Source organism: Edaphobacter acidisoli (assembly GCF_014642855.1).
GTDB classification, from domain to species: Bacteria; Acidobacteriota; Terriglobia; order Terriglobales; family Acidobacteriaceae; genus Edaphobacter; species Edaphobacter acidisoli.
The window spans coordinates 150,746-175,322 of record NZ_BMJB01000003.1 but is presented as its reverse complement, the minus strand read 5'-3'; the positions used below and the strand labels follow the sequence as shown (position 1 = coordinate 175,322).

Annotated in this window: 36 protein-coding genes; 35 read left to right on the top strand and 1 reads right to left on the bottom strand. The window is 57.1% G+C overall.

Annotation, left to right across the window (positions count from 1 at the left end; translation table 11 throughout):
- Nucleotides 1-140: 140 nt before the first annotated feature.
- The 35 genes from rpsL to rplQ all read left to right on the top strand — a co-directional run bounded on the left by rpsL (nucleotide 141) and on the right by rplQ (nucleotide 22,424).
- A complete protein-coding gene (gene rpsL / locus IEX36_RS15720; protein ID WP_014263802.1) occupies nucleotides 141-524 on the top strand; it encodes a 30S ribosomal protein S12 in 384 nt (127 codons plus the stop codon).
- 68 nt (nucleotides 525-592) lie between these two features.
- On the top strand, nucleotides 593-1,063 hold the full coding sequence (gene rpsG / locus IEX36_RS15715) for a 30S ribosomal protein S7 (protein WP_188760523.1): 471 nt from the start codon (nucleotides 593-595) through the stop codon (nucleotides 1,061-1,063).
- Between the two features lie 81 nt (nucleotides 1,064-1,144).
- A complete protein-coding gene (gene fusA, locus IEX36_RS15710) occupies nucleotides 1,145-3,241 on the top strand; it encodes an elongation factor G (protein WP_188760522.1) in 2,097 nt (698 codons plus the stop codon).
- A gap of 54 nt (nucleotides 3,242-3,295) precedes the next feature.
- Nucleotides 3,296-4,483, top strand: coding sequence for an elongation factor Tu (gene tuf, locus IEX36_RS15705; protein ID WP_188760452.1), 1,188 nt, complete (start codon nucleotides 3,296-3,298; stop codon nucleotides 4,481-4,483).
- Nucleotides 4,484-4,575: 92 nt separating this feature from the next.
- On the top strand, nucleotides 4,576-4,893 hold the full coding sequence (gene rpsJ, locus IEX36_RS15700; RefSeq protein ID WP_013581294.1) for a 30S ribosomal protein S10: 318 nt from the start codon (nucleotides 4,576-4,578) through the stop codon (nucleotides 4,891-4,893).
- 91 nt (nucleotides 4,894-4,984) lie between these two features.
- Nucleotides 4,985-5,722: a 50S ribosomal protein L3 gene (rplC, locus tag IEX36_RS15695; protein ID WP_188760521.1), complete on the top strand. Its 738-nt coding sequence runs from the start codon at nucleotides 4,985-4,987 to the stop codon at nucleotides 5,720-5,722.
- Between the two features lie 156 nt (nucleotides 5,723-5,878).
- On the top strand, nucleotides 5,879-6,553 hold the full coding sequence (rplD, locus tag IEX36_RS15690) for a 50S ribosomal protein L4 (RefSeq protein WP_188760520.1): 675 nt from the start codon (nucleotides 5,879-5,881) through the stop codon (nucleotides 6,551-6,553).
- Nucleotides 6,553-6,846, top strand: coding sequence for a 50S ribosomal protein L23 (locus IEX36_RS15685; protein ID WP_188760519.1), 294 nt, complete (start codon nucleotides 6,553-6,555; stop codon nucleotides 6,844-6,846). Before rplD ends, IEX36_RS15685 begins: the two co-directional genes overlap by 1 nt.
- 74 nt (nucleotides 6,847-6,920) lie before the next feature.
- The gene (gene rplB / locus IEX36_RS15680) at nucleotides 6,921-7,745 is read left to right on the top strand and encodes a 50S ribosomal protein L2 (protein WP_188760518.1); all 825 of its coding nucleotides are present in this window, start codon (nucleotides 6,921-6,923) and stop codon (nucleotides 7,743-7,745) included.
- Between the two features lie 52 nt (nucleotides 7,746-7,797).
- A complete protein-coding gene (gene rpsS, locus IEX36_RS15675; protein WP_188760517.1) occupies nucleotides 7,798-8,085 on the top strand; it encodes a 30S ribosomal protein S19 in 288 nt (95 codons plus the stop codon).
- 47 nt (nucleotides 8,086-8,132) lie between these two features.
- Complete coding sequence (gene rplV / locus IEX36_RS15670; protein WP_188760516.1) at nucleotides 8,133-8,669, top strand: 50S ribosomal protein L22; 537 nt, start codon at nucleotides 8,133-8,135, stop codon at nucleotides 8,667-8,669.
- Nucleotides 8,670-8,748: 79 nt separating this feature from the next.
- A complete protein-coding gene (rpsC, locus tag IEX36_RS15665) occupies nucleotides 8,749-9,423 on the top strand; it encodes a 30S ribosomal protein S3 (RefSeq protein WP_188760515.1) in 675 nt (224 codons plus the stop codon).
- A gap of 101 nt (nucleotides 9,424-9,524) precedes the next feature.
- Nucleotides 9,525-9,959 (top strand): 50S ribosomal protein L16, encoded by a 435-nt coding sequence (rplP, locus tag IEX36_RS15660; RefSeq protein ID WP_188760514.1) that lies wholly within the window; start codon nucleotides 9,525-9,527, stop codon nucleotides 9,957-9,959.
- Between the two features lie 24 nt (nucleotides 9,960-9,983).
- On the top strand, nucleotides 9,984-10,259 hold the full coding sequence (gene rpmC / locus IEX36_RS15655; protein WP_188760513.1) for a 50S ribosomal protein L29: 276 nt from the start codon (nucleotides 9,984-9,986) through the stop codon (nucleotides 10,257-10,259).
- A gap of 2 nt (nucleotides 10,260-10,261) precedes the next feature.
- Nucleotides 10,262-10,600, top strand: a complete 339-nt coding sequence (rpsQ, locus tag IEX36_RS15650; protein WP_188760512.1) for a 30S ribosomal protein S17 — start codon at nucleotides 10,262-10,264, stop codon at nucleotides 10,598-10,600.
- Nucleotides 10,601-10,634: 34 nt separating this feature from the next.
- Complete coding sequence (rplN, locus tag IEX36_RS15645; RefSeq protein ID WP_188760511.1) at nucleotides 10,635-11,006, top strand: 50S ribosomal protein L14; 372 nt, start codon at nucleotides 10,635-10,637, stop codon at nucleotides 11,004-11,006.
- Between the two features lie 55 nt (nucleotides 11,007-11,061).
- Nucleotides 11,062-11,418, top strand: coding sequence for a 50S ribosomal protein L24 (gene rplX, locus IEX36_RS15640; protein WP_188760510.1), 357 nt, complete (start codon nucleotides 11,062-11,064; stop codon nucleotides 11,416-11,418).
- A 93-nt stretch (nucleotides 11,419-11,511) separates the two neighbouring features.
- A complete protein-coding gene (gene rplE / locus IEX36_RS15635; RefSeq protein ID WP_188760509.1) occupies nucleotides 11,512-12,060 on the top strand; it encodes a 50S ribosomal protein L5 in 549 nt (182 codons plus the stop codon).
- Between the two features lie 44 nt (nucleotides 12,061-12,104).
- The gene (locus tag IEX36_RS15630; protein ID WP_188760508.1) at nucleotides 12,105-12,290 is read left to right on the top strand and encodes a type Z 30S ribosomal protein S14; all 186 of its coding nucleotides are present in this window, start codon (nucleotides 12,105-12,107) and stop codon (nucleotides 12,288-12,290) included.
- A 168-nt stretch (nucleotides 12,291-12,458) separates the two neighbouring features.
- Nucleotides 12,459-12,857: a 30S ribosomal protein S8 gene (gene rpsH, locus IEX36_RS15625; protein ID WP_188760507.1), complete on the top strand. Its 399-nt coding sequence runs from the start codon at nucleotides 12,459-12,461 to the stop codon at nucleotides 12,855-12,857.
- 89 nt (nucleotides 12,858-12,946) lie between these two features.
- Complete coding sequence (gene rplF / locus IEX36_RS15620; RefSeq protein ID WP_188760506.1) at nucleotides 12,947-13,486, top strand: 50S ribosomal protein L6; 540 nt, start codon at nucleotides 12,947-12,949, stop codon at nucleotides 13,484-13,486.
- Nucleotides 13,487-13,586: 100 nt separating this feature from the next.
- On the top strand, nucleotides 13,587-13,952 hold the full coding sequence (gene rplR / locus IEX36_RS15615; RefSeq protein ID WP_188760505.1) for a 50S ribosomal protein L18: 366 nt from the start codon (nucleotides 13,587-13,589) through the stop codon (nucleotides 13,950-13,952).
- Nucleotides 13,953-14,004: 52 nt separating this feature from the next.
- On the top strand, nucleotides 14,005-14,511 hold the full coding sequence (gene rpsE / locus IEX36_RS15610) for a 30S ribosomal protein S5 (RefSeq protein ID WP_229669062.1): 507 nt from the start codon (nucleotides 14,005-14,007) through the stop codon (nucleotides 14,509-14,511).
- A 4-nt stretch (nucleotides 14,512-14,515) separates the two neighbouring features.
- A complete protein-coding gene (gene rpmD, locus IEX36_RS15605; RefSeq protein WP_188760504.1) occupies nucleotides 14,516-14,704 on the top strand; it encodes a 50S ribosomal protein L30 in 189 nt (62 codons plus the stop codon).
- Nucleotides 14,705-14,781: 77 nt separating this feature from the next.
- Nucleotides 14,782-15,243 carry a 50S ribosomal protein L15 gene (gene rplO / locus IEX36_RS15600; protein ID WP_188760503.1) on the top strand — a complete coding sequence of 154 codons (462 nt, stop codon included), beginning with the start codon at nucleotides 14,782-14,784 and terminating at the stop codon, nucleotides 15,241-15,243.
- Between the two features lie 112 nt (nucleotides 15,244-15,355).
- Nucleotides 15,356-16,765, top strand: coding sequence for a preprotein translocase subunit SecY (secY, locus tag IEX36_RS15595; protein WP_188760502.1), 1,410 nt, complete (start codon nucleotides 15,356-15,358; stop codon nucleotides 16,763-16,765).
- Nucleotides 16,766-16,794: 29 nt separating this feature from the next.
- Nucleotides 16,795-17,520 carry an adenylate kinase gene (locus IEX36_RS15590; RefSeq protein WP_188760501.1) on the top strand — a complete coding sequence of 242 codons (726 nt, stop codon included), beginning with the start codon at nucleotides 16,795-16,797 and terminating at the stop codon, nucleotides 17,518-17,520.
- A gap of 7 nt (nucleotides 17,521-17,527) precedes the next feature.
- Complete coding sequence (gene map, locus IEX36_RS15585; protein WP_188760500.1) at nucleotides 17,528-18,277, top strand: type I methionyl aminopeptidase; 750 nt, start codon at nucleotides 17,528-17,530, stop codon at nucleotides 18,275-18,277.
- A gap of 144 nt (nucleotides 18,278-18,421) precedes the next feature.
- On the top strand, nucleotides 18,422-18,640 hold the full coding sequence (infA, locus tag IEX36_RS15580) for a translation initiation factor IF-1 (RefSeq protein WP_013581270.1): 219 nt from the start codon (nucleotides 18,422-18,424) through the stop codon (nucleotides 18,638-18,640).
- A gap of 99 nt (nucleotides 18,641-18,739) precedes the next feature.
- The gene (gene rpmJ, locus IEX36_RS15575; protein ID WP_188760499.1) at nucleotides 18,740-18,853 is read left to right on the top strand and encodes a 50S ribosomal protein L36; all 114 of its coding nucleotides are present in this window, start codon (nucleotides 18,740-18,742) and stop codon (nucleotides 18,851-18,853) included.
- Nucleotides 18,854-19,011: 158 nt separating this feature from the next.
- Nucleotides 19,012-19,392, top strand: a complete 381-nt coding sequence (gene rpsM / locus IEX36_RS15570; protein WP_188760498.1) for a 30S ribosomal protein S13 — start codon at nucleotides 19,012-19,014, stop codon at nucleotides 19,390-19,392.
- A complete protein-coding gene (gene rpsK / locus IEX36_RS15565) occupies nucleotides 19,393-19,812 on the top strand; it encodes a 30S ribosomal protein S11 (RefSeq protein WP_188760497.1) in 420 nt (139 codons plus the stop codon).
- A 112-nt stretch (nucleotides 19,813-19,924) separates the two neighbouring features.
- Complete coding sequence (gene rpsD, locus IEX36_RS15560) at nucleotides 19,925-20,557, top strand: 30S ribosomal protein S4 (RefSeq protein ID WP_188760496.1); 633 nt, start codon at nucleotides 19,925-19,927, stop codon at nucleotides 20,555-20,557.
- Between the two features lie 143 nt (nucleotides 20,558-20,700).
- The gene (locus IEX36_RS15555) at nucleotides 20,701-21,792 is read left to right on the top strand and encodes a DNA-directed RNA polymerase subunit alpha (RefSeq protein WP_188760495.1); all 1,092 of its coding nucleotides are present in this window, start codon (nucleotides 20,701-20,703) and stop codon (nucleotides 21,790-21,792) included.
- Between the two features lie 152 nt (nucleotides 21,793-21,944).
- Nucleotides 21,945-22,424, top strand: a complete 480-nt coding sequence (rplQ, locus tag IEX36_RS15550; protein WP_188760494.1) for a 50S ribosomal protein L17 — start codon at nucleotides 21,945-21,947, stop codon at nucleotides 22,422-22,424.
- A gap of 82 nt (nucleotides 22,425-22,506) precedes the next feature.
- Here the strand turns inward: rplQ and IEX36_RS15545 are convergent, their stop codons facing one another.
- On the bottom strand, nucleotides 22,507-23,826 hold the full coding sequence (locus tag IEX36_RS15545) for a GGDEF domain-containing protein (RefSeq protein WP_188760493.1): 1,320 nt from the start codon (nucleotides 23,824-23,826) through the stop codon (nucleotides 22,507-22,509).
- Between the last annotated feature and the right edge of the window lie 751 nt (nucleotides 23,827-24,577).

Below are 24,577 nucleotides of genomic sequence, written 5' to 3'. Positions count from 1 at the left end.
GTTGTATCGAAGTACAGACGCGAAGCAGGGATATCTTCGCAAAAGAGACGCGTCAGCGCCCTCAATTTTTTGCGTGTGCGCAAAAGCGAAGGATAGAAGACCTGCTGCGCCTCAAGTTTTGGTTGGTTTAAGGAGTTCGAGTGCCTACGTTCCATCAGCTCGTCAAGCAGGGCCGCACGCCCACCCGCTATAAGACTGCCAGCCCCGCGTTGCAGGGTTCGCCCCAGCGCCGCGGCGTTTGCACCCGCGTCTATACTCAGACGCCAAAGAAGCCGAACTCGGCGCTCCGCAAGGTTGCCCGTGTCCGCCTGACCAACGGTATTGAAGTGACGACGTACATTCCCGGTATTGGCCACAATCTGCAGGAGCACTCGATTGTGCTGATTCGCGGCGGTCGCGTGAAGGACCTGCCGGGTGTTCGCTATCACGTGGTGCGAGGCACGCTGGATTCGGTCGGTGTGGCCAACCGTAAGCAGAGCCGTTCGAAGTATGGCGCGAAGCGCCCGAAGGCTGCGGCTAAGTAAGAGATTTGCATTAACCCAAGTCCAGCTCGTGAGATGTCACCGCGCTGGAGGAAGAAGAGAGAAGAGAGATGCCAAGAAAAGGTCATGTAGCGAAGCGCGAAGTTGCCCCGGATCCGGTCTATAGCTCGACCCTGGTCACGAAGTTTGTGAACTCGATGATGTGGGGCGGCAAGAAGTCCACCGCGCAGGGCATTTTTTATGAGGCCATGACGAATCTGGAGCAGAAGGGCGGCGATGAGGCCCTGAAGCTGTTCAAGAAGGCAGTTGAGAACTGTAAGCCGCTGCTCGAAGTGAAGAGCCGCCGCGTCGGCGGTGCGAACTACCAGGTGCCGATCGAAGTTAACCCGGAGCGTCGTACCTCGCTGGCGATTCGCTGGCTCGTGACCTATGGCCGCGCGCGTGGCGAGAAGGGCATGGTTGAGAAGCTAACGGCGGAATTGCTGGATGCGGCCAATGGCCGTGGCGCGGCGATGAAGAAGAAGGAAGATGTCCACCGCATGGCCGAGGCCAACAAGGCCTTCGCTCACTATAGGTGGTAAAGAAAGCTTTTCAGTGGAAAGCTTTAGTTTTTGGATTTTGCCAGTAACCGCGAGTAATTGCTCGCAGATGAGAGATGGAACGTGGCACGCACTGTACCTCTAAATCGTTGCCGAAACATCGGAATCATGGCGCACATCGACGCCGGTAAGACGACGACGACCGAGCGCATCCTGTTCTATACGGGCATCACGCACCGTATCGGCGAAGTGCACGAAGGCACCGCCACCATGGACTGGATGGAGCAGGAGCAGGAGCGCGGCATTACCATCACCTCTGCTGCGACCACCTGCACCTGGAAGAACCAGCGGATTAATATCATCGATACACCCGGTCACGTGGATTTTACTGCCGAGGTGGAGCGTTCACTGCGTGTGCTCGACGGCGCGGTTGCCTGTTTCGATGCTGTGGCTGGCGTGCAGCCGCAGTCAGAGACGGTGTGGCGTCAGGCTGACAAGTACAAGGTTCCCCGCATTTGCTTCATTAATAAAATGGACCGTGCGGGTGCGGATGCGGTCTATGCGACGCAGACGATTGTGGATCGCCTCGGAGCTCGCGCCGTGCCGTTGAATATTGCCATCGGTGCGGAGGCCAAGTTCGCGGGCGTCGTTGACTTGGTTACCATGAAGGCCATCCTCTGGCACGACGAGACAATGGGCGCGCAATACTCGGTCGAAGAGATTCCTGCCGATCTACTGGAGAAGGCCAACGAGGCGCGCCATACTCTGGTGGAAGCTGTCGCCGAGAACGACGACGAGTTGATGCACATGTACCTCGAAGGCCAGGAGCCGACCGAGGCCCAGCTCAAGGCCGGTATCCGCAAGGCGACCATTGGGATGAAGATATTTCCCGTGCTCTGCGGCTCGGCGTTCAAGAATAAGGGTGTGCAGACGCTGCTTGATGCGGTGGTTGACTATCTGCCCAGTCCGCTCGATATTCCCCCGGTCGTCGGCCATAACCCCGACAACATGGAAGAAGAAGTCATTCGCAAGGCCGATGACAGTGAGCCCTTCGCGGCGCTCGGCTTCAAGATTATGACGGATCCCTTCGTCGGCCAGTTGATCTTCATCCGCGTCTACTCGGGTGTGCTCAAGACTGGTGACTCGGTGTTGAATCCGCGTACTGGTAAGACCGAGCGTATCGGCCGCCTGCTCAAGATGCACGCAAACAAGCGCGAAGAGATCACCGAGATTCTCGCGGGCGATATCTGCGCCGCCGTTGGTCTGAAGAATCTTGTCACCGGAGATACCATCTGCTCAGATAAGCACCCGGTTGTGCTTGAGTCGATCGACTTCCCCAAGACCGTGATCGAGGTTGCGGTTGAGCCGAAGACGAAGGCCGACCAGGAGAAGATGGGTATGGCTCTCGCCAAACTGGCGCAGGAAGATCCCACCTTCAATGTGCATACTGATCCCGACTCCGGCCAGACGATCATTGCCGGTATGGGCGAGCTGCACCTTGAGATCATCGTCGACCGCATGATGCGCGAGTATAAGGTCGAGGCCAACGTCGGCAAGCCCCAGGTGGCATACCGTGAGACGATCCGCGGCAATGCTGAGGCTGAGGGTAAATACATTCGTCAGACGGGTGGTTCGGGTAACTACGGCCATGCGAAGATCCGTATCAGCCCGAACGAGCCCGGTGCCGGCTACGAATTCGTCAATGACATCAAGGGCGGATCGATCCCGAAGGAGTACATCAAGCCGATCGATCAGGGTATTCAGGATGCGATGCAGCGCGGCGTCCTGGCTGGCTACGAGATGGTCGATATCAAGGTTTCGCTGTATGACGGAAGCTATCACGACGTCGACTCAAACGAAATGGCGTTCAAGATTGCCGGTTCGATGGCCTTCAAGGAGGCCGCGAAGAAGGCGAAGCCTGTGCTGCTCGAGCCTGTGATGGACGTTGAGGTGACAGTGCCTGAGGAGTATATGGGAACGATTATCGGTGACCTGAACAGCCGCCGCGGACGTATCGAGGGCATGGAAATGGTTGGCGGATCGCAGGCTATCAAGGCGACGGTGCCGCTGAGCACGATGTTTGGTTATGCCACGCACATGCGTTCTTCGACGCAGGGCCGCGCGAATTACACGATGCAGTTCAAGCAGTATGAAGAGGCGCCCCGGTCGGTCTCCGAAGAGATCATTGCCAAGGTGCAGGGCAAAGAGGCAAAAGTTTAGTTCGAAGCAGTTTGCAGTCAACGAATTTTGAAGTAAAGAAACACGGAGAGAGCGATGGCGAAGGAAAAATTTGACCGGTCAAAGCCGCACGTCAACATAGGGACGATTGGTCACATTGACCACGGCAAGACGACGCTGACGGCGGCGATCACGAAGGTGCTGTCGAAGCACAACCCGAAGAACACGTTTCGTTCGTTCGACACGATCGACAACGCTCCAGAGGAGCGCGAGCGCGGTATCACGATTGCCACCTCGCACGTGGAGTACGAGACGCCGAACCGTCACTATGCGCACGTCGATTGCCCTGGCCACGCCGACTACATCAAGAACATGATCACCGGCGCGGCGCAGATGGACGGCGCGATTCTGGTGGTTGCGGCCACCGACGGCCCGATGCCGCAGACCAAGGAGCACGTGCTGTTGGCGCGTCAGGTTGGCGTGCCGTACATCGTGGTGTTTCTGAACAAGTGCGATGCGGTCGAGGACGCCGAGCTGGTGGACCTGGTCGAGATGGAAGTGCGCGAGCTGTTGTCGAAGTATGACTTCCCGGGCGACGATGTGCCGGTGATTCGCGGCAGTGCGCTGGGCGCGCTGAACGGTGAGGCGCAGTGGGAGCAGAAGATCGACGAGCTGATGGAGGCGGTGGACAAGAGTGTGCCGCAGCCTGATCGCGCGGTGGACCTGCCGTTCCTGATGCCGATTGAAGATATCTTCTCGATCTCGGGTCGCGGCACGGTGGTGACGGGACGTATTGAGCGTGGCAAGGTGAAGGTGGGCGAGGCGGTGCAGATCGTCGGCTTCCGCGACACGCAGAACACGACGGTGACGGGCGTGGAGATGTTCAAGAAGCAGCTGGACGAGGGTCTGGCTGGGGACAACGCGGGCTTGCTGCTGCGCGGCACGGCGAAGGAAGACGTGGAGCGCGGGATGGTGTTGGCGAAGCCCGGCTCGATTACGCCGCACACGCAGTTCAAGGGCGAGATCTATGTGCTGTCGAAGGAAGAGGGCGGACGTCATACGCCGTTCTTCAACGGCTATCGTCCGCAGTTCTACTTCCGGACGACGGACGTGACGGGCTCGGCGAAGCTTCCGGAGGGCACGGAGATGGTGATGCCTGGCGACAACATCCAGCTGACGGTTGAGCTGGTGACGCCGGTGGCCATGGAGAAGGGTCTTCGGTTCGCGATCCGCGAGGGCGGCAGGACCGTCGGCGCCGGGACGATCTCCGAGATTATTAAGTAAGTCACGATTCACGAGGGCTGCCGGCCCATTGAGATGTGAGCAGGAAATGACCGGCAGTCACTCCAACAGTTCTTTGAGGAAGAGAGAAGAAGATGGCTGGACAGAGAATCAGGATTCGGTTGAAGGCGTATGACTACCGCGTGCTCGACACCTCCACGGGAGAGATTGTTGAGACGGCCAAGCGCACGGGCGCCCAGGTTGCGGGGCCCATTCCGCTGCCGACCATGAAGAATAAGTACTGCGTTCTACGCTCCCCCCACGTGGACAAGAAGTCGCGCGAGGCCTTTGAGATTCGCACGCACAAGCGGCTGATCGATATTTTGGAGCCGACACAGCAGACGGTTGATGCGCTGATGAAGCTCGATCTTCCCGCTGGCGTCGACGTAGAGATTAAGACGGTTCAGAAATAAAGAAAAGCTTCTTAGTAAGCGCTTTCGATTTTGCAAGATCAACCTGGCAGTGCTGAGCGATGAGCCGGCATGATGAGGAAGGGAAACGAAGATGTCAGTTACGGGAATTCTCGGAAAAAAGATCGGCATGACGCAGCTTTTCGATGAGCGCGGCGATGTGCACCCGGTCACAGTGTTGAAGGCTGGCCCCTGCGTGATTACGCAACTCAAGACGGCGGCCAAGGACGGCTACGACGCAGCACAGATCGGTTATGTGGATTTCGTGAAGGCGTCGAAGGTGAACAAGGCAATGACGGGCCACTTTGCCAAGTCGAATGTTCCTCCGGTTCGCGTGCTCAAGGAAGTCGAGTTGGAAGCGACGAAGTCGGCTGAAGGAGCGGAGACTGTTGGCGTGAAGGCGGGCGACCGCGTGCTGGTCGATATCTTCACCGATGAGAAGTTTGTCGACGTGATCGGTACCTCGAAGGGACGTGGCTTTGCTGGCGTTGTTCGCCGTCACGCGTTCGGCGGCGGTCCGAAGGCCCACGGCCATATGTTCCAGGTGCAGGGCTCGATCGGTGCATCGTCGTTTCCGTCGCGCGTGTTTCCCGGCCAGCGTATGCCTGGCCACATGGGCCACGATCAGGTGACGGTCCGCAATCTCCGGATTCGCGGTATCGATCTGGAGGACAATCTCCTGCTGGTCGAAGGCGCAGTTCCCGGGCCGCGTGACGGCTATGTGCTGATCTCGAAGGCGAAGGCGCCGCCGCGTGAGCGCCGCGGATTCGCCGGAGCCACCACGCTTGATCCGCTGAAGGCTTCGAAGAAGGCAGCTCCGAAGAAGAAGTAGGACTGCGTGTCCAGCGAAACGCGCCTTCGGCGCAAAAGCTGAACAGGCAGTAAGCAGTAAAGCAGCAAGCTCTGCGCGGGGAACGAACCGGTAAAGCAGAGAAACAAAGTTAGGGCAGCCACATCGATGGCTGCACGGAAAGCGAACGAAGGAAAGATGGCAAACGTCAACGTAGTCAATCTCGGAGGGGCCAAAGTCGGCGAGCTCGAGCTCGCGGGCGAGGTCTTCAACGGCGAGGTAAACGACGCGCTGCTCTGGGAGTCGGTGAAGCACTATCGCGCCGCACTCCGCCAGGGAACGGCAGCGACGAAAAACCGTAAGCTGGTCTCCGGCGCGGGCAAGAAGCTGTGGAAGCAGAAGGGAACGGGCCGCGCACGCGTTGGTTCGATCCGCACTCCGCTCTGGCGTGGTGGCGGCACGGTCCACGGACCTCAACCGCGCAGCTATGAGTATGCATTCCCGCAGAAGAAGCTGATGGGAGCGCTGCGCTCGGCGCTGAACGCGAAGATTAATGATGGCAAACTGACGGTCGTCGATTCGTTCGATGTCGCTGAGGCGAAGACGAAGCTTTATCGCACGGCGCTCAATAAGCTTGAAGCTGGCAAGACCACCCTGCTGGTAGAGACAAGCCGCAAGCTGGACGAGAAGCTCTATCTCGGCTCGCGCAATCTGGATGGCGTTGAGCTTGTGCTCAGCTCCGAGGTGCATCCGTACGATCTGCTCCGCTACGAGCACGCTGTCTTCTCGAAGGACGCGATTGAAGCTCTGCAGGAGACGCTCAGGAAATTTGTCTCGAAGCGCAAGACTGCTTCGAAGAAGGAGGTTGCGTAATGCCAACCCTCTATACCGTCATTCGCCGCCCCCTCATTACCGAGAAGGGCATGGGCTTCAAAGAGGCCCAGAACACGCTGGTCTTCGAGGTTGACACGAAGGCTACCAAGACTGAAGTCAAGCAGGCAGTCGAGTCGCTCTTCAAGGTCAAGGTCAGCGCCGTTCGCACTGCAAACGTCGAGGGCAAGGAGCGCCGCCGGGGAAGGTATGCCGGTTATCGCCCTGACTGGAAGAAGGCATATGTTCGCCTGAAGGATGGCGAAAAGATGCCCGAGTACATCAACAGCCTGTAGCAGGATTTATGGCAACGAGGCGCTTCTGAGTAATCAGCTGCGCTGGCAAGAGAACAAGGCAAGGGAATAAAACGATGCCGATCAAATCATTTCGACCCACAACACCGTCGCTCCGCTTCACTACGAAGTTGGTCAGCGACGACCTGACGACGGACAAGCCGCACAAGCCTCTGCTTGCAGTCAAGCAGCGTACGGGCGGCCGCAAGAACACGGGCGCGCTCAGCATGCGTCACCACGGCGGCGGCCACAAGCAGAAGCTTCGCATTGTGGACTTCAAGCGTGACAAGTTCGGGATTCCGGCGACAGTCAAGACGATCGAGTACGATCCGAACCGCAGCTCGCGGATTGCTCTGGTCAGCTATGCGGACGGGGAGAAGCGCTACATCATTCAGCCGGTTGGCCTGAAGGTCGGCCAGTCGATCATGAGCGGACCGGACGCCGACATTCTGGTTGGCAATGCTCTGCCGCTCAAGAACATTCCCGCCGGTACGACGGTGCACAACATTGAGCTTCGTCCGGGCAAGGGTGCGCAGATGGCTCGTTCGGCTGGCTCTTCGGCGCAGCTTGTCGCCAAGGAAGGCGACTACGCTCTGCTCAAGCTGCCTTCGGGCGAGACTCGCAGGGTGCTGGTCGAGTGCATGGCGACGGTCGGCCAGGTTGGCAACACGGATCACGAGAATGTTTCGATCGGCAAGGCAGGACGCAATCGCTGGAAGGGCATTCGCCCAGCGAATCGCGGTGTTTCGATGAACCCGGTTGACCACCCGCATGGTGGTGGTGAGGGTAAGACCTCGGGCGGCCGTCATCCAGTCACTCCATGGGGTCAGCCCACGCGCGGATACAAGACGCGTAACAACAAGCGGACCGATGTGTTCATCGTCAACCGCCGCAGCAAGTAGTTTGGGATTTTTAGATTTCGTTTCGCAACAGTGAAACACGGAGCTTAAGCAGATGGCACGTTCAACCAAAAAGGGACCCTTCATCGACACCCACCTGATGACCAAGGTCACGGTGATGAACCAGACCAACGATAAGAAGGTCGTTCGCACGTGGTCGCGTCGGTCCACGATTCATCCGGACTTCGTCGGCCACACGCTGGCTGTGCATAACGGGCGCAAGTTCATTCCGGTCTATGTGACGGAGAACATGGTGGGCCACAAGCTGGGTGAGTTTGCTGCGACCCGCACCTTCAAGGGCCACTCGGCGAAGGCTGCTGAGACCACGACGAAGCCGAAGTAAGACGAGCGATTTACGGCAAGATTTGATTTCGACAGGAAGAAGAAGTTATGGCGAACGCAACGGCAGAAAAAGTACGGGAGTTTCGCGCAGAGGCGCGGTTCCAGCGCACCAGCCCGCAGAAGGCGAAGCTCGTCCTTGACCTGATTAAGGGACTCCGCGTCGAGCAGGCTCTCAACACGGTGCACTTCAGCAGCAAGCGCATCGCTCCGGTGGTCGAGAAGGTGCTGCGTTCGGCGATTCAGAACGCAAAGTTTGCGAGTGATGAGCACGATCTCGACGTGGATGTGGACAACCTCTACGTCAAGCAGGCGGTTGCCAACGAAGGCCCGCGCATGAAGCGCATTCGCCCTGCCCCAATGGGCCGCGCGTTTCGCTACCAGCGCAGGTTGGCGCACATCATCGTCACAGTGGCGGAGAAGAAGCCTTTGACTGTGGTGACGACGGTGAACGAGCCCGAGGTAACTCCGGCGAAGAAGCCCGCGAAGAAGGCCGCCAAGAAGGCAGTGAAGACTGCAGTGGCAAAGAAACCCGCGGCCAAAAAGGCCCCGGCGAAGAAGGCAGCGAGCAAGAAGACCGAAGAGTAACGGGCTCTTGTAAACTTAAAGGGTTTTGCATTACCGCCCGCCGGCTCAACCGGAAAGGGCACAAAAGTAAAGGGAAGCTATGGGACAGAAGGTCCATCCGTATGGGTTTCGCCTCGGCGTGAACAAGCCGTGGAAGTCGCGTTGGTTTGTCGAGCGCGGCTACGACAAACTGCTGGTCGAGGACGTCAAGCTGAAGGCTGAGCTGCGCGACAAGCTGAAGGCCGCTGGTGTCAGCTCGGTTGAGGTTGAGCGCCCAGGCAACAAGCTGCGCTTGATCATCCGCACGGCGCGTCCCGGCATCATCATTGGACGCAAGGGTGCGGAGATAGACAAGCTCAAGGCTGATATTCAGAAGCGCTCGAACCGAGAGGTGTTTATCGACATCCTTGAGGTGAACAAGCCTGAGCTCGATGCCCAGCTTGTGGCTGAGAACATTGCACTGCAACTGGAGAAGCGCGTCAGCTTTCGCCGCGCGATGCGCAAAAGCGTTGATTCCGCGCTGCGTTTCGGCTGCAAGGGCATCAAGGTTCGCGTGTCGGGCCGACTGAACGGCAATGAGATTGCGCGCTCGGAGTGGTATCTTCAGGGGCGCCTGCCGCTGCACACGTTGCGTGCGGATATCGACTACGGCTTCGCCGAGGCCAAGACGACCTACGGAATCATTGGCGTGAAGACCTGGATCTATCGCGGCGATATCTACGAGCAGAAGAGGCGTCGTGACCAGAGCCTGACGGCTGGCGCGTTCGCTTCGTAGTCAATGAAGTGGCCAGTTTGTCTGGCAGATGTTGAATAGGTTTTGATTCGGCTGGTTCTGGCGTGAGTCCAGAAGCTGGCAGCTAAGCTAGGGGTTTCATTATGTTGATGCCAAAGAAGGTCAAGTATCGCAAGCAGCAGCGCGGCCGCATGACGGGCAAGGCGTGGCGCGGCTCTGAACTGTCGTTCGGAGATTATGGCCTGAAGGTGATGGAGTGCGGCTATATTACGGACCGCCAGATTGAGGCGAGTCGCATCGCGATGACCCGCTTTATCAAGCGCGGCGGCAAGGTGTGGCTGAGGCTGTTCCCGGACAAGCCGATCACGAAGAAGCCGGCCGAAACCCGTATGGGTAAGGGCAAAGGTGCTCCGGACCACTGGGTCTGCGTGGTGCGGCCAGGCCGTATTCTGTTCGAGATGGAGGGTGTTACACCCGAGATGGCTAAAGAGGCGATGCGGCTGGCGGCGCACAAACTGCCGCTCAAAACCGGATTCGTCCAGCGCCACGATGTCAAGGCGACCGTGGCTGCCAAGTAACTGGAAGATTTGAAGGATAAGACAATGGACTTTGAAAAGATTCGCAACCTCAGTGATCACGAGCTTCAGGCCGAGCACACCAAGGCCGCCGAACAACTCTTCCGCATCCGTTTCCAGAAGACGCTCGGCAATACCGAGGGCCTCAAGAAGATGGGTACGCTGAAGCTCGACATCGCGCGTATCAAGACGGCACAGCGCCAGCGCGAGTTGGCCGCCAAGAAGGAAGCCAACCCTGCCCGCGTGAACGCAGCACCCGCGAAGAGCACTCGCACCGCCCGCAAGAAAGCGAAGAGGGACTAATTATGGCAGACACCAAGAGCAAAGCAGCCGCGACAACTGAAGCACCGGCCTCGCGCCGCAACGAGAAGGTCGGCCTGGTTGTCTCGACAAAGATGCAGAAGACCATTGTTGTCGAGATCGAGATGCGCAAGGCGCATCCCAAGTACAAGCGTGTAATCAAGTCGAACAAGAAGTTCTATGCGCACGACGAGCAGAACTCAGCCCGTGTGGGCGATGTGGTTCGTATCCGCGAGGCGCGTCCATTGTCGAAGCTGAAGCGGTGGTCGCTTGAAGAGATTGTGCGCCGCTCGTCGCTGGCGCTTGCTGATGACAAGACAGTGGAAGCTGCCGAAGTCAAGTAATCAGGATTCGTTTTAGAAGTTCAGGAGCCGAACAATGTCAGTACAAATGAGAACAATCCTTGACGTTGCCGACAACTCCGGCGCTCGCAAGCTGCAGGTGATTCTGCCTCTGGGCGGTGGTCTCGGTAAAAAGGCCAGCCTGGGCGATGTGGTCACAGCTGCCGTCAAAGAAGCTGCGCCCGATGGAACGGTGAAGAAGGGCAAGGTCGTCAAGGCCGTGATCGTCCGCACGCGCAAGGAGTGCAGGCGCAAGGATGGGACTTACATCCGCTTCGACCAGAATGCGGCTGTAGTCATCAACGACACCAACGAGCCGGTTGGAACGCGCGTCTTCGGACCTGTTGCCCGTGAGCTTCGCGAGAAGAAGTTTTTGAAGATAGTCTCGCTGGCGCCTGAGGTCATTTAGTTAAAGAATTCAACCGGATTCCGGCTCCGACAGATTGCCGAGGCAGGAGAGAGTAATGCCAACGAAACAAAAGCCCGCTGTGAGGGGCAAGATCAAGATTAAGCGTAATGACCGGGTTGAAGTGATCTCCGGTAAGGACAAGGGCAAGCAGGGCCGCGTTCTGCGTGTCATCGCGGGTAGCGACCGGATTCTGGTCGAGCACGTGATGGTGGTCAAGAAGCACCTGCGTCCCAACCCGCAGCGGAACATCCAGGGCGGCATCGCCGACCAGGAGTCGCCGATTCACATCTCGAACGTGATGCTGATTGACGGCGAGGGGAACAAGACACGCATCGGACGGCGCCTTGAGGGCGACCGCAATGTTCGTTATTCGAAGGTGAGCGGGAACGTGATTCCCGACAAGAAGAAGTAAGCACAGTTTGTTTTGTTGATTCAAAGGTTCACCCCACGCATCGGTACACGGGTTTGACCCAATCCGGAGACCGTGGAGAAAGAGAAGATACACATGGCAACGCGGCTTAAAGAGAAATACGAAAAAGAGATCAGACCGGCGTTGAGCAAGGAGCTCAACATCACCAACCCGATGGCGATTCCGCGCTTGGAAAAGATTGTCGTCAACATGGGCTTGGGCGAGGCGACTCAGAATGTCAAGATCATGGATCCGCTGGTGGCTGATCTTGCCGCGATCACCGGACAGAAGCCGGTGACGACGCGCGCGAAGAAGTCCATCGCGGCCTTCAAGGTGCGTGAGGGAATGCCCATCGGCGCGATGGTGACGCTACGCGGCGACAACATGTACGAGTTCCTCGACCGCCTGATCTCGATTGCGCTTCCGCGCGTTCGTGACTTTCGCGGTGTCTCGTCGAAGAGCTTCGATGGCCGCGGCAACTATACGCTTGGCCTGCGCGATCAACTCATCTTTGCCGAGATCGACTATGCGAAGGTGGATAAGCTGAAGGGCATGAACGTCACGATCGTCACAACTGCGGCGGACGATAACGGAGCCCGTGCCCTGCTCAAGGGCTTCGGGATGCCGTTCCGCGCCGGAGCTTAGTTCGAACAAGGTTTATAAGTTTGCAGTAAGGATTGAGAGTACATATGGCAACGACAGCAAAACGTGTCAAAGATGCAAGAAAGCCGAAGTTCAAGTCCCGTCAGCATAACCGCTGCCAGCTCTGCGGCCGGCCACGCGCCTTCCTTCGGAAGTTCGGTGTGTGCCGTCTCTGCTTCCGACAGTTGGTGCTCAAGGGCGAGATCCCAGGTGTTGTGAAGTCAAGCTGGTAGAATAAAGAAGTCCTCCGCACCCGGCTTTGCTGGTGTGCATATTTCCAGAGACCTCATCAGGGCGCGAGCTTTTGGTGCAGACGTCTGGAGATACAACCAGAAATAGACATTTCCGCTGGTTCTCATCGGGCGAGGCTCGTCGAGCGAACGGGAAATGAAGGAGAGTAAATGAATCTTACCGATCCAGTAGCAGACTTTTTGACGCGCATCCGCAACTCCATTCGTGCGCGCCACCAAAAGCTCGATGTTCCGGCGTCGAAGCTCAAAAGCGAGATCGCCCGCATTCTCAAAGAAGAGGGTTACATTGCCAATTACAAGCCGACCGAAGAGAATGGCCAGAAAGTGCTGCGTGTTTATCTGAAGTACGGCACGAACAATGAAGCCGCTATCCGCGATCTTCAGCGCGTTTCGCGTCCCGGCTGCCGCGTGTACCTGGGTCGCGACGAGATTCGCCGCGTTCAGGGCGGTCTTGGCATTTCGATCATGACGACGCCAAAGGGCGTGATGACTGGTCGTCAGGCTCGCCGTGAAGGCGTGGGTGGCGAGGTCCTCTGCGAAGTTTGGTAGTTTACGCGGGGTTTACCCTCGCTTGGCTGCAGTGGAACGGACGATCTTTTGATCTTTCGGGACTCGCAAGCCGCTAAAGGATTTGAGATATGTCACGTATTGGCAAAAAGCCGATTGCTCTGCCTTCCGGTGTGAAGTACACCGTCAACGGCAACACAGTTCTGGTCGAAGGCCCTAAGGGCAAAGTCACCGCTTTGCTTCCTGGAGGGATCGCGTTGGTTCAGAAGGACGGCGCGATTGTTACGGAGCGGCAGAATGACAGCCAGGCAGCCTTCCACGGTCTCGCTCGCGCGCTTGTCTTCAACGCGGTCACCGGTGTCACGAAAGGCTGGACGAAGGAGCTCGACATTGTCGGTATCGGCTACCGTGCCGAGATGAAGGGTAAAGGGTTAGTCGTCTTCACGCTTGGCTACTCGCATCCTATTGAGTTTCCGTTGCCCACTGGTGTTGAAGTTGCGATTGATCCGAAGCAGACTCACCTGACCGTCACTGGTATCGACCGGCAGAAGGTAGGGCAGGTTGCTGCGGATATGCGTGCTCTGCGTAAGCCTGATCCATACAAGAACAAAGGCGTCCGTTATACCGGCGAGAAGCTCAAGAAGAAGGTCGGCAAGACTGGGGCCAAATAAACTCTGGTGGAACATCCGCTAAGTTCTGCTGATGCCCCGCAATACAATAGACCGAACGTCGTCGGCATTCTGGCGACGCCACTAGGAAGGAACGCGAATCATGATTACACCCCGTCCACGCAACGTCATCCGGAAGCGCGTACATACTCGCATCCGCGAGAAAATGTCCGGCACCGCAGAGCGTCCGCGCCTGAATGTCTACCGTTCGCTCAACCATATTTACACTCAGCTCATCGACGATCAGAACGGCTTAACCATTGCTTCGGCTTCGACGCAGGGCAAGAAGGGCGAGACGAAGGGCTATGGTGGCAATGTCGCTGCTGCCCGTGAAGTGGGTAAACTGATTGCTGAGCGTGCCAAAGAGAAGGGCGTCAAGAAGGTTGTGTTTGACCGTGGCGGCTATCTGTATCACGGTCGCGTCAAGGCGCTTGCTGATGCGGCTCGCGAAGCCGGACTGGAATTCTAAGTTTCTTTACGGCGCCTCAAAATAGGCTGCCAGAAAGCTGGATTAGATATATATGGCAATCAAGAAGAAGATCGATGCGAACCGGCTCAACTTGAAGGACGAGGTCGTCTCCATCAATCGCGTGACGAAGGTCGTCAAGGGCGGCAAAAACATGTCGTTTGCGGCGCTGGTCGTTATCGGCGATCCGGGCGAGGGTGTTGTGGGTTATGGCTCCGGCAAGGCGAAAGAGGTTCCGCAGGCTATTCGCAAAGGGATCGAGTCCGCCAAGAAGAATCTGCATAGAGTCAACCTGTCTCAGAGTACGATTCCGCACCAGGTGCTCGGCCACTTTGGCGCAGGCCAGGTGATGTTGAAGCCTGCTCCGGAAGGAACCGGCGTGATTGCTGGTAAGACAGTGCGTGCCGTGATGACCGCAGCCGGTGTGCAAAATGTGCTGACTAAGAATCTTGGCTCGGCCAATCCACACAACGTTATTAAGGCCACGTTCGATGCTCTCACCCAGCTTCGCAACAAGGAAGAAGTCGCCGCATTGCGCGGTAAAGCAACAGAGGAGCTTTAGTTCGATGGCTACCAAGAACGCAACGATTAAATTGCAGTACTACCGTTCGAAGATCGCTACACCGGTTAAGCACAAGTCTGTTATCAAGGGCCTTGGCTTTACTCGGCTGAACCAGATCGTCGAGCGTGAAGATACACCCTCGATCCGTGGAATGGTGGCCAAAGTGCCCCATCTGGTCCGCGTCGTCGAGTAGTTCAATCGCCCGCAAAGGGGCAATTTACATGCGAGTCGCCTGACTTTGAGGTTAGGTGGCGCTAGAGCGAGGAAAATATGGCAATTCGCAATCTCTCCAATCTGCGCGCGCCGAAGAAGGCGAACGAGAATAAAAAACGCGTCGGACGTGGTATGGGCTCGGGCATGGGTAAAACTTCTACCCGTGGTCACAAGGGGCAAGGCTCCCGTTCGGGTTCGTCGTTGATGCGTGGTTTTGAAGGCGGCCAGATGCCGCTTCATCGTCGTCTGCCAAAACGCGGCTTCACGAACATTTTCCGGGTGGAATACCAGGTGCTGGGTCTTGACCGGCTGGCGGAGATCGCGGCTGAGCAGAAGGTCACGGAGTTTACCCTCGATAAGATCGTTGCTCTGGGGCTGCTGCGCAAGAAGAATGGACTGGTCAAGGTGCTGAATAACGGAGAAATCAAGACTGCCGTTACGGTCCATGCGCACAAGTTTTCAAAGACCGCCCAGGAGGCGATTGAGAAGGCTGGCGGCAAGGCTGTCTTGATCAGCTAAACTTGTCTGAAGGGCATAGTTCGTCCATGCCCGAAACTCTGTTTGAAGACGGGGGTTATGCCTCCGGGGTGGGCTTCAAAGACAAGCGGCCCGCCGAAGGAATTCCAGACCGATGTTCGAGAAGTTCGCAAACATCTTCCGCATCCCTGACCTGCGCAAGCGTGTGTTGTTCATGCTTGGCATGATGGCTGTGTACCGTCTCGGCGGCCACATCCCAACACCCGGCATCAATAGTGACATGTTGGCACAGTTCTTCAATCAGAACGCCGGGTCTGCGCTTGGCTTGGTTGATCTGTTCTCTGGCGGCAATCTGCGCAAGCTGACGATTTTTGCGCTGGGCATCATGCCGTATATCACGGCCCAGATTATCTTTCAGTTGCTAACGGTAATCTACGAGCCGTTGGCGAAGCTTCAGAAAGAAGGGGAGCTCGGCCGCCGCAAGATTACGCAATGGACTCGCTATGTCACGATCCTTCTGGGTATCGTGCAGTCGCTGGCAATTGCACTAACACTGACCGGCACATCGACTGGTTCTTCGATGGTGACGATTCCCAAGTACTCGTTTATAGCGCTTTGCGTGCTGACGCTGACGGCTGGCACGGCCTTTATCATGTGGCTGGGTGAGCAGATTACTGACCGCGGTATTGGCAATGGAATGTCGCTGTTGATCTTTGCCGGCATTGTGGTTGGACTGCCTTCTGGCATTGCCGACCTCTATACCAAGTTTCGTGACGATGCATGGGGAGCATTTACGCCCATCGCCTTGGTAATGCTGGTCGTGATGATGATAGCCGTTGTGGCATTCATCGTGTACGTTGAAAAGTCTGAGCGTCGGATCCCGGTGCAGTATGCCAAGCGCATTGTTGGTCGTAAGATGATGGGCGGGCAGTCTACGCATCTTCCACTCAAAGTTAACTCTGGCGGTGTGATGCCGGTCATCTTCGCGGCGTCGATTCTTTCGGCCCCTCTGCTTTTTGCCAACGCGACTGTCTTCGGCTATTCAATGCACGACTCGCCGATCTTCGGGCCGCTATTCCGCGCACTTGCTCCTGGCGAGCCGTGGTATGAGTTGCTCTACTGCGTTTCGATCATCTTCTTTGCGTACTTCTATATCTCGATTGTTTTTCGTCCGGATGACATTGCAGACAACATGCGCAAGTACGGCGGCTTCATTCCCGGCATCCGTCCGGGCAAGCGTACCGCGGACTTCATCAATGATGTGCTGACGCGCTTGACTTTGGTTGGCGGCATCTACCTGATCATCATCTCGCTGATACCGCAGATGCTTATCAGTGGTATCCACTTCAATCACCTTTGGCTGATTGGGCGAGCGTTTGACAGCCTGCCCACTTGGGTCACGAACGGTCTTGGCGTTACGTTCTACTTTGGCGGTACGTCGCTGCTGATCGTTGTGGGGGTGGCGATGGACACGATTCAGCAGATAGAAGCACAGCTTGTGATGCGTCACTATGAGGGTTTTTCCCCGAAGAGCGGACGTATTCGCGGGCGCAAGAGCTGGTAGGGAAGCGAGACTTGAGCCAACCTGAGACGATGACGCAACCGGCCCGGACGGAGACAGGGTTTTTACCCGGGCCGATCATTCTTCTTGGTGCACCTGGTGTTGGTAAGGGAACCCAGGCAAAGCTACTGATGGCCAAGTTCGGCATTCCGCAGATATCCACTGGCGATATCCTGCGCGATAACATCGCTCGCAAGACGGAGCTTGGTCGTGAGGCCAAGGCACGGATGGACCACGGACATTTGGTTGAGGATGAGATCGTGAACGGCATGGTGGCGCAGCGTCTTAATGCGCAGGACACCGAGGGCGGATTTATCCTTGATGGCTATCCGCGAACGACGGCGCAGGCAAGCTACATCGAACGCTTGCGTTGCTCAGATGAAGGCGGAGACAAAGTATCTCTTTCGCTTCCGTTTGTGGCTATTAACATCGTTGTAGATGAAACTGAACTGTTGAAGCGCATCACTGGAAGGCGCATTTGCCCTTCGGGGCATATCTACAATATCTACTCGAACCCTCCGAAGCGAGAAAATGTCTGTGATGTCGATGGCTCACCCCTTGAACAGCGCACGGACGACACCGAGCAGGCATTTCACAAGCGCATGGACGAGTACCGAGCGAAGACGGCACCTGTAATCGCCTACTTTAATGACAAGGGGCATCTCTTCCGTCAGGTTGACGGCAGCCAACCGGTCGAACAGGTCAGTTCCGCCATTGTTGAAATGCTTCGCCATCTGCGCGGAAAGGCCCAGGTTTAGAACGCTCATGGCCATCATGATCAAGACGCCTGAAGAGATAGCAAAGATGCGCGTCTCCGGCAGGGCTCTTCGGCAGGTGCATGACGCGATTGCGCCGCATGTCGTCGCGGGTGTCTCGACGATGGATCTCGAAGAGATCGCCGTCAAAAAAATTGCTGAGCTTGACGCAAAAGCTGCTTTCAAGGGATACCACGGCTATCCGTCGGCACTCTGCACGTCAGTAAATGAAGAGGTCGTTCATGGAATGCCCAATGCTAAGCGCGTCCTTAAAGAGGGCGACGTCCTTTCAATTGATTGCGGAGTGATCATCGACGGATACTATGCCGATGCTGCTGTTACATACCCGATTGGCAAGGTTAGCGACCATGCACGAAAGTTGTTGAATGTAACCTTGCATTCCCTCGAAGAGGCCATAAAGCAGTGCCAGGTCGGCGGTCGACTCAGTGACATCTCTGCAACTGTGCAGAGAATCTGTGAGGCAGAAGGGTTTGGGGTTGTACGCGAGTTCGTCGGGCACGGAATCGGGCGCAGTATGCACGAGGACCCTCAGGTTCCCAACTTCGGCGAGGCAGGCAAGGGCCCCCGGTTAAAGGCAGGCATGGTGCTGGCGATTGAGCCGATGATCAATGCTGGTGGGGCTGGAGTTCACGTACTCAAGGATGGATGGACCGCTGTAACCAATGACGGAAGCTATAGCGCCCACTTCGAGCACACCGTGGCCATCACAAAAGATGGACCTCAGGTTTTGACACGCTAGAAGTTTCGACCGGTTTTGGTGTATGATCAAAGATGCTGCGTGCAGAATGCCTTGTTAATGGGCTGGCGGGGATTGCCAGTTTTGTCATGGGCAGGTTGCAGAAATCCAATAACTTAAGTCATTTGCCTACTTGAGGGAGATCGTTTGTCGAAGGAAGATGCAATTGAGGTGATGGCAGTCGTTGTCGAGACCCTGCCAAACGCGATGTTCAAGGTTGAGCTTGAGAACAAGCATCAAGCACTTGCGCACGTCTCTGGACGGATGCGCAAGAACTTTATTCGCATTCTTCCCGGTGACCGTGTCGCGATTGAGTTGAGTCCGTACGACCTCAACCGTGGCCGCATCGTCTACCGCTACAAGTAGCGACGTTTCTGGCTTAAAAGGTGGATGTGGCGCTGTCTGAGTACCTGTTTAACTGGAAGCCACGAGCTAAAGGTTGAAAGCTGTTCTTGAAGGAGTTGTATGAAGGTCCGTGCGTCAGTAAAGAAGATTTGTGACAAGTGCAAGATCATTCACCGCCGTGGTGTGGTGCGTGTGATTTGCGAGAATGCCAAGCATAAGCAGCGTCAGGGCTAGTTCGGCCTGATGCCGCAGATAAATCTGCGGTAAGCAGTAACCGGCCCCTTCGGGCTAGTTAGCCGATGTCAGGCTTGCGATGAACCCGGCGGGATAACCGCAAACCCATAACGAGCCTTCTGTGGCCATGCCGCAGGGCCCTACTGAAAAGGAATCCCATGGCACGTATTGCTGGAGTCGATATTCCTGCCAACAAGCAGGTTCGTATCGGGCTCACTTATATCTACGGGATCGGTGACTCGCGCGCTGCGAAGATTCTGGCGCAGGCCGATGTTGATCCCTACGCTAAGATCTCTACGCTTGATGAGGATCAGTTGAACCGCATCCGCCACGTCATCGAGACTGAGGGTCAGATTGAGGGTGATCTGCGTAAAGAGGTCGGACTCAACATCAAGCGTCTGATCGAAATTCAGTCCTATCGCGGCCTTCGCCATCGCCGCTCGCTTCCAGTCCGTGGCCAGCGCACCCACACCAACGCTCGCACCCGCAAAGGCCCGCGCAAGGGCACTGTTGCCGGTAAGAAGAAAGCGACGAAATAAATGGCAAAGACTCAGAATAAAGCCGCTGCAAAGCCCGGCAAGAACAAGAAGTTCAAGAAGCGCGAGCGCAAGAACGTTCCATTTGGGCTCGTGTTCATTCAGGCGTCGTTCAACAACACTATCGTCACCATCACCGACCAGGCTGGCAACACGCTGTCGTGGAAGAGCTCGGGCTCGCTCGGCTTCCGTGGCTCACGTAAGGGCACGCCGTTTGCGGCTCAGCAGGCTGCGGTGGGCGCGGCCACTTTGGCCCGCGATCACGGTGTCCGCTCGGTCGATGTCCGCGTCAGTGGCCCCGGCTCGGGACGCGAGTCTGCCATCCGCGCGCTCGCCACGGCCGGCATCGAGGTGCGCAGCATCCGCGACGTTACGCCGATGCCGCACAACGGCTGCCGTCCTCCGAAGCGTCGCCGCGTGTAATACTGACTGCCAGCTCTGTTATGGAGCTGGCAGATCAAAACGAATCAGGATCGGGATTGAAACGCCTGCCGGCGCGTAAACCGATCGTCACCCGAAGTCAGGAGAAAGAAACATGGCACGTTATACAGGAGCCGTCTGCCGCCTTTGCCGTCGCGACGGTACCAAGCTTTTCCTCAAGGGGGCAAAGTGCTTCTCTGAGAAATGCCCAGTTGAGAAACGCAACTTCCCCCCAGGCCAGCACGGTCAGTCGCGTAAGGCTAAAAAAGTCGTAGGTTACGGCCTCCAACTCCGCGAGAAGCAGAAGGCCAAGCGCATCTACTTCACGTTGGAGACCCAGTTCCGCGCCTACTACCAGAAGGCTTCGAACAAGACCGGCGTCACCGGCGAGCTTCTGCTCCAGCAGCTTGAGACCCGCCTCGATAACGTGGCCTACCGGCTGGGCTTTGCCATCAGCCGCCGCCAGGCGCGGCAGCTTGTCCGTCACGGACACGTGCAGGTCAACGGCCGCAAGGTCAACATCCCGTCGTTCCAGTGCAAGGTGGGCGATGAGGTCGCCATCCGCGAGGGTTCGAAGTCGATTCCTATCCTCGAAGAGGCGAAGAACTTCGCCAGCGGTCAGAACTCTGTCGCCTGGTTGGACATCAACCGCGATAACTTCTCCGGCAAGGTGCTCGCCCTGCCGAAGCGTGAGGACGTCAACCTGCCGATCAATGAGCAGTTGATCGTCGAACTTTACAGCAAGTAAGAAACAGCTTTCAGCCTCGGGCCTTTAGCGCATTGCTAACCGCCAGAGGTTGGAGGCTGGTTTGGCCTACAACCGAATAACGCAACCGAACCACCCGCCGTCCGCAGAATGCTTCGCGGTCAGGACGGATAAAGGAGAAATACATGCTTTGGAGAGGATTCCAGAAGCCCAAGCGTCTCGCAGTCGACAACGAAACACTCACCGATAAGTACGGCAAGTTCTCCGCGCAGCCATTTGAGCGCGGTTTCGGCACCACGATTGGCAATGCGCTCCGTCGCACGCTGCTGTCTTCAATTGAAGGCGCGGCCGTCACTGCTGTACGCATCGAAGGCGTGCTGCACGAATTCCAGTCCATTACCGGTGTTGTTGAAGATGCGACTGACATCATCCTGAACCTGAAGCAGATTCCCTTCAAGCTCAACGGGGAAGGCCCGAAGGCTCTCTATCTCCGCTCGGACCAGGCCGGCGTTGTCACCTCCGGCATGATCGAAGCTGACGGAGACGTCGAGATTCTCGATAAGAACATCTACATCTGCACCGTCTCCGATGGTGGCAAAATTGACATGGAGATGCGCCTGAAGCGCGGGCGCGGATATGTCTCCGCAGATAAGAACTTCGACGCAGACCTCGGCCTGGGCTTCATCCCCGTCGATTCAGTCCACTCGCCTGTGCGCAAGGTCAACTACCTTGTCGAAGCTGCACGTCTTGGCCAGATCACCGACTACGACAAGCTCACCATCGAGATCTGGACCAACGGAACAGTGCTTCCAGCTGATGCACTCGGTCTTTCCGCCAAGCTTCTCAAGGATCACATGACGATCTTCATCAACTTTGAAGAGGAGATTGAGGCGGGTCATGAGAGCCATGATGGCGCGGTCATACACAATGAGAACCTGAACCGCTCGGTCGAGGAGCTTGAGCTTTCGGTGCGCAGCTACAACTGCCTGAAGAACGCCAACATTGCCACGATCGGGGAGCTGATTCAGAAGACTGAAGCCGAGATGCTCAAGACCAAGAACTTCGGCCGCAAGTCGCTGAACGAGATCAAGGAGATTCTCGCTCAGATGGGCCTCTCGCTCGGCATGAAGATTGACGAGCACGGTAATCCGCAGCCTGGCCCGACCTCTGTGTTGCCAGCAGCGACACTCGCCGCCAGCTTCGGACACTTCGATGACGATGAGGATGACGAGGACGATGATGACCTCGTGATGCCCAGCGAGACAGAGAATTTCTAACCTCTTGTTCCGGCGGCAGTACAACCTGCCGCCGGAACGAATAGCGTTCAGCTAACAGAAATAAGCTGATCGAGCAGCAAATGCGCGACACTGCTTGCGCATATTTCAGAGATACCGACCGACGGTAAAAGCCGGGTCGAAGGAGATCCCCCATGCGTCACCGTAATGGCGGCTTCAAGCTGGGCCGCAACACTAGCCATCGTCGCGCAGTTCTGCGCAACCTCGTCACCTCCGTCATTCTGACGGATCGCATCGAGACTACGATCACCAAGTGCAAGGCGTCGCGCCCGCTGATCGAGAAGATGATCACGCTTGGCAAGCGTGGGACCGTTCATGCGCGCCGCCAAGCTGCAGCGTACTTGCTGACAGCCAATGCCGTTGATCGTCTCTTTGCTACAGTTGCTCCGCGTTACGGGGATCGCAACGGCGGCTACCTTCGCATCGTCCGCACGGGTGCGCGCAAGGGAGATGCAGCCGAGATGGCATTTATCGAATTGCTCGGCGCAGAGCAGGAGCTCAACGAGAAGGCGAAGAAGAGAGCAGAAGCTCGTGCCAAGAAGCGCGAAGAGCTGGCTAAGCAGCTCGAAGAGCAGAACGCTGCGGAAGGCTCGGACAATAGCACCGAGTCCTAAGCGATTCATAGAGAAACAAAGAGGGACGGAGATATTTCCGTCCCTCTTCACACTTAAAATCTATTGTTCCGAGCTTTCTCTGTCACTCCGCGCTATGGGCCATAGCGCGGTTCTTTCCGGCGCGTTTCGCAGCATAGAGAGCATCATCGGCCATATCAACCAGCTGGAATCCGTTTTCGAGCGACTCGTTCATGGCGGCCATGCCGATGCTGATGGTCAGGGGGTCGTTCTCCCAGTCTTCGGTTGCGACGCGTTGCATGATACGTCGAGAGAGGCCCATCGCGCCCTCCTCGCCGCACTCTGGCAGCAGGATGGCGAACTCTTCACCTCCGTAGCGTGCAGGCAGGTCGGGCAGGCGAACCGTCGTTCGCAAGATCATGCCAAGGCGGCGTAGGACCTCGTCGCCCGCGGCGTGACCGAAGCGGTCGTTGATGGCTTTGAAGTCGTCGACGTCGATCAGGAGTACGGCCAGGTCGCGCTTGCGGCGGCGGGCCATCGAGAACTCCATGACCAGTCGCTCCTCGAAGGCGCGGCGGTTGCGCAGACCGGTGAGTTCGTCAGTCACGGCGAGGCGTCGGAGCTGGTCGTTGGCCTCTTCAAGCTCGCGCTGGTAGCGCTCCAGCTCTAGCTTGTGTGCTACCTCCTCGGAGATGTCCACGGCGACTCCGGAGAGGAGCAGGTTTCCAGCTGAGTCGTGACAGGGGAACTTGAATGAACGCAGGGAGCTGACGGTTCCGTCGGCGTCGCGGATGTGCTCTTCTGATTCGACGATGCGTCCGCTGGCCATGACCTCGAGGTCGTGGGCGCGGACGGATTTGGTGAGCTTGCGGGACCAGAGTTGCTCGTCCGTGCGGCCCAGCCACGCGTACTCGCTGATGCCGAAGCGTTGGGCGAAGCTCTTGTTGTAGAAGAGCAGGCGACCAGCCGCGTCCTTGATGTAGCTGAGGAAGGGGCTGGCGTTCATGAAGGCGCGGAAGAGTTCTTCGCTGGCGCGCAGGCTGGCCTGAGTCGCTTCTCTTTCCACGAGCGCCCGGTCGAGTGTCTGGCGTTGCATGGCGAGTTCCAGCCGTGCGCTGACCTGGTGGCCGAGGACCCGCAGGGTCATGTCCTGCTCGGCGGTCAGGATGCGGGGCATGGTGTCGATGACGGAGAGGGTGCCGAACTGGTGGCCGTCGGAGGTTTCAAGGGCTACGCCGGCGTAGAACCTGAGAGTGGGTTCGGCAAGGATTAGGGGGTTGGAGGCGAACCGGTCATCCATCATCGCGTCCTTGACAACGAGCAGACCCGACTGGCGGATGGCGTGGACGCAGAAGGCTGCCTCGCGGGGGGTATCGCCTAGTTTAAGTACTTCGGACGCACGTGCCCACTGGCTTCGCTCATCGAGGAGCGTTACCAGACCCAAGGGAGTTCCACAGATCACAGATGCCAGGGTTGTCAGTTCCTGGCACTCAAGCTCCGGATCGGAGTCAAGTAAATCGCGTGTCCAAATGGCCCTTGCACTAGCGGTCTCAGTCTCAGTTCGCCGTACAATCATCCTGCCACCGTGTTGTTAGGTGCAGAATACGCGGGTCGAAGTGGCGAAGCTAGAAGGATTTGCGCCAGATTACAAGAGTAACCGGGGGCTAGTTTCCAAACGGTGATGCGATGCCGGGTACCCCCCTATCCCCTACTTTTTGCGCAAAGTCTTCATTCTATTTGGTTTGGGTTTGGACCTGGGCCCTGATGGCTTGTGTAAGTGATTGATTCCATTGGTATGGCGGGTCCCCTTCTCTGGCAAAGTCTTCATTTCAAAAGATTAAGGCTCCAGCGGGAGCTGGAGCCCTGTTTCTGACTGCTTAATTCCATTATGCCGGATGGAGTGAAACTCGACCGCCAACTTCGCGGAAGAAATAACACCTTTGGTTTGAGTATGTTATCCGGTTTTTCCCAGGTTTTGGGGCTTGACATGTGATTTTTGCCGGAAGACAGGGCGTTCAGAGCCGATGATTTCCATGGTCAGACAATGGATGACTGCCTGTGCTAGTGTTGACGGGCATTGAGTATGGAGGCCTCGTGGCCATCCATCCATATTTGCGATGCTTTTCCGTTGTGGGTCGAAGGCTGGGTTGCTGGCCCCGTGGATTGAGTTGTGTGGCTGCTCCGGTCGTGTTGTG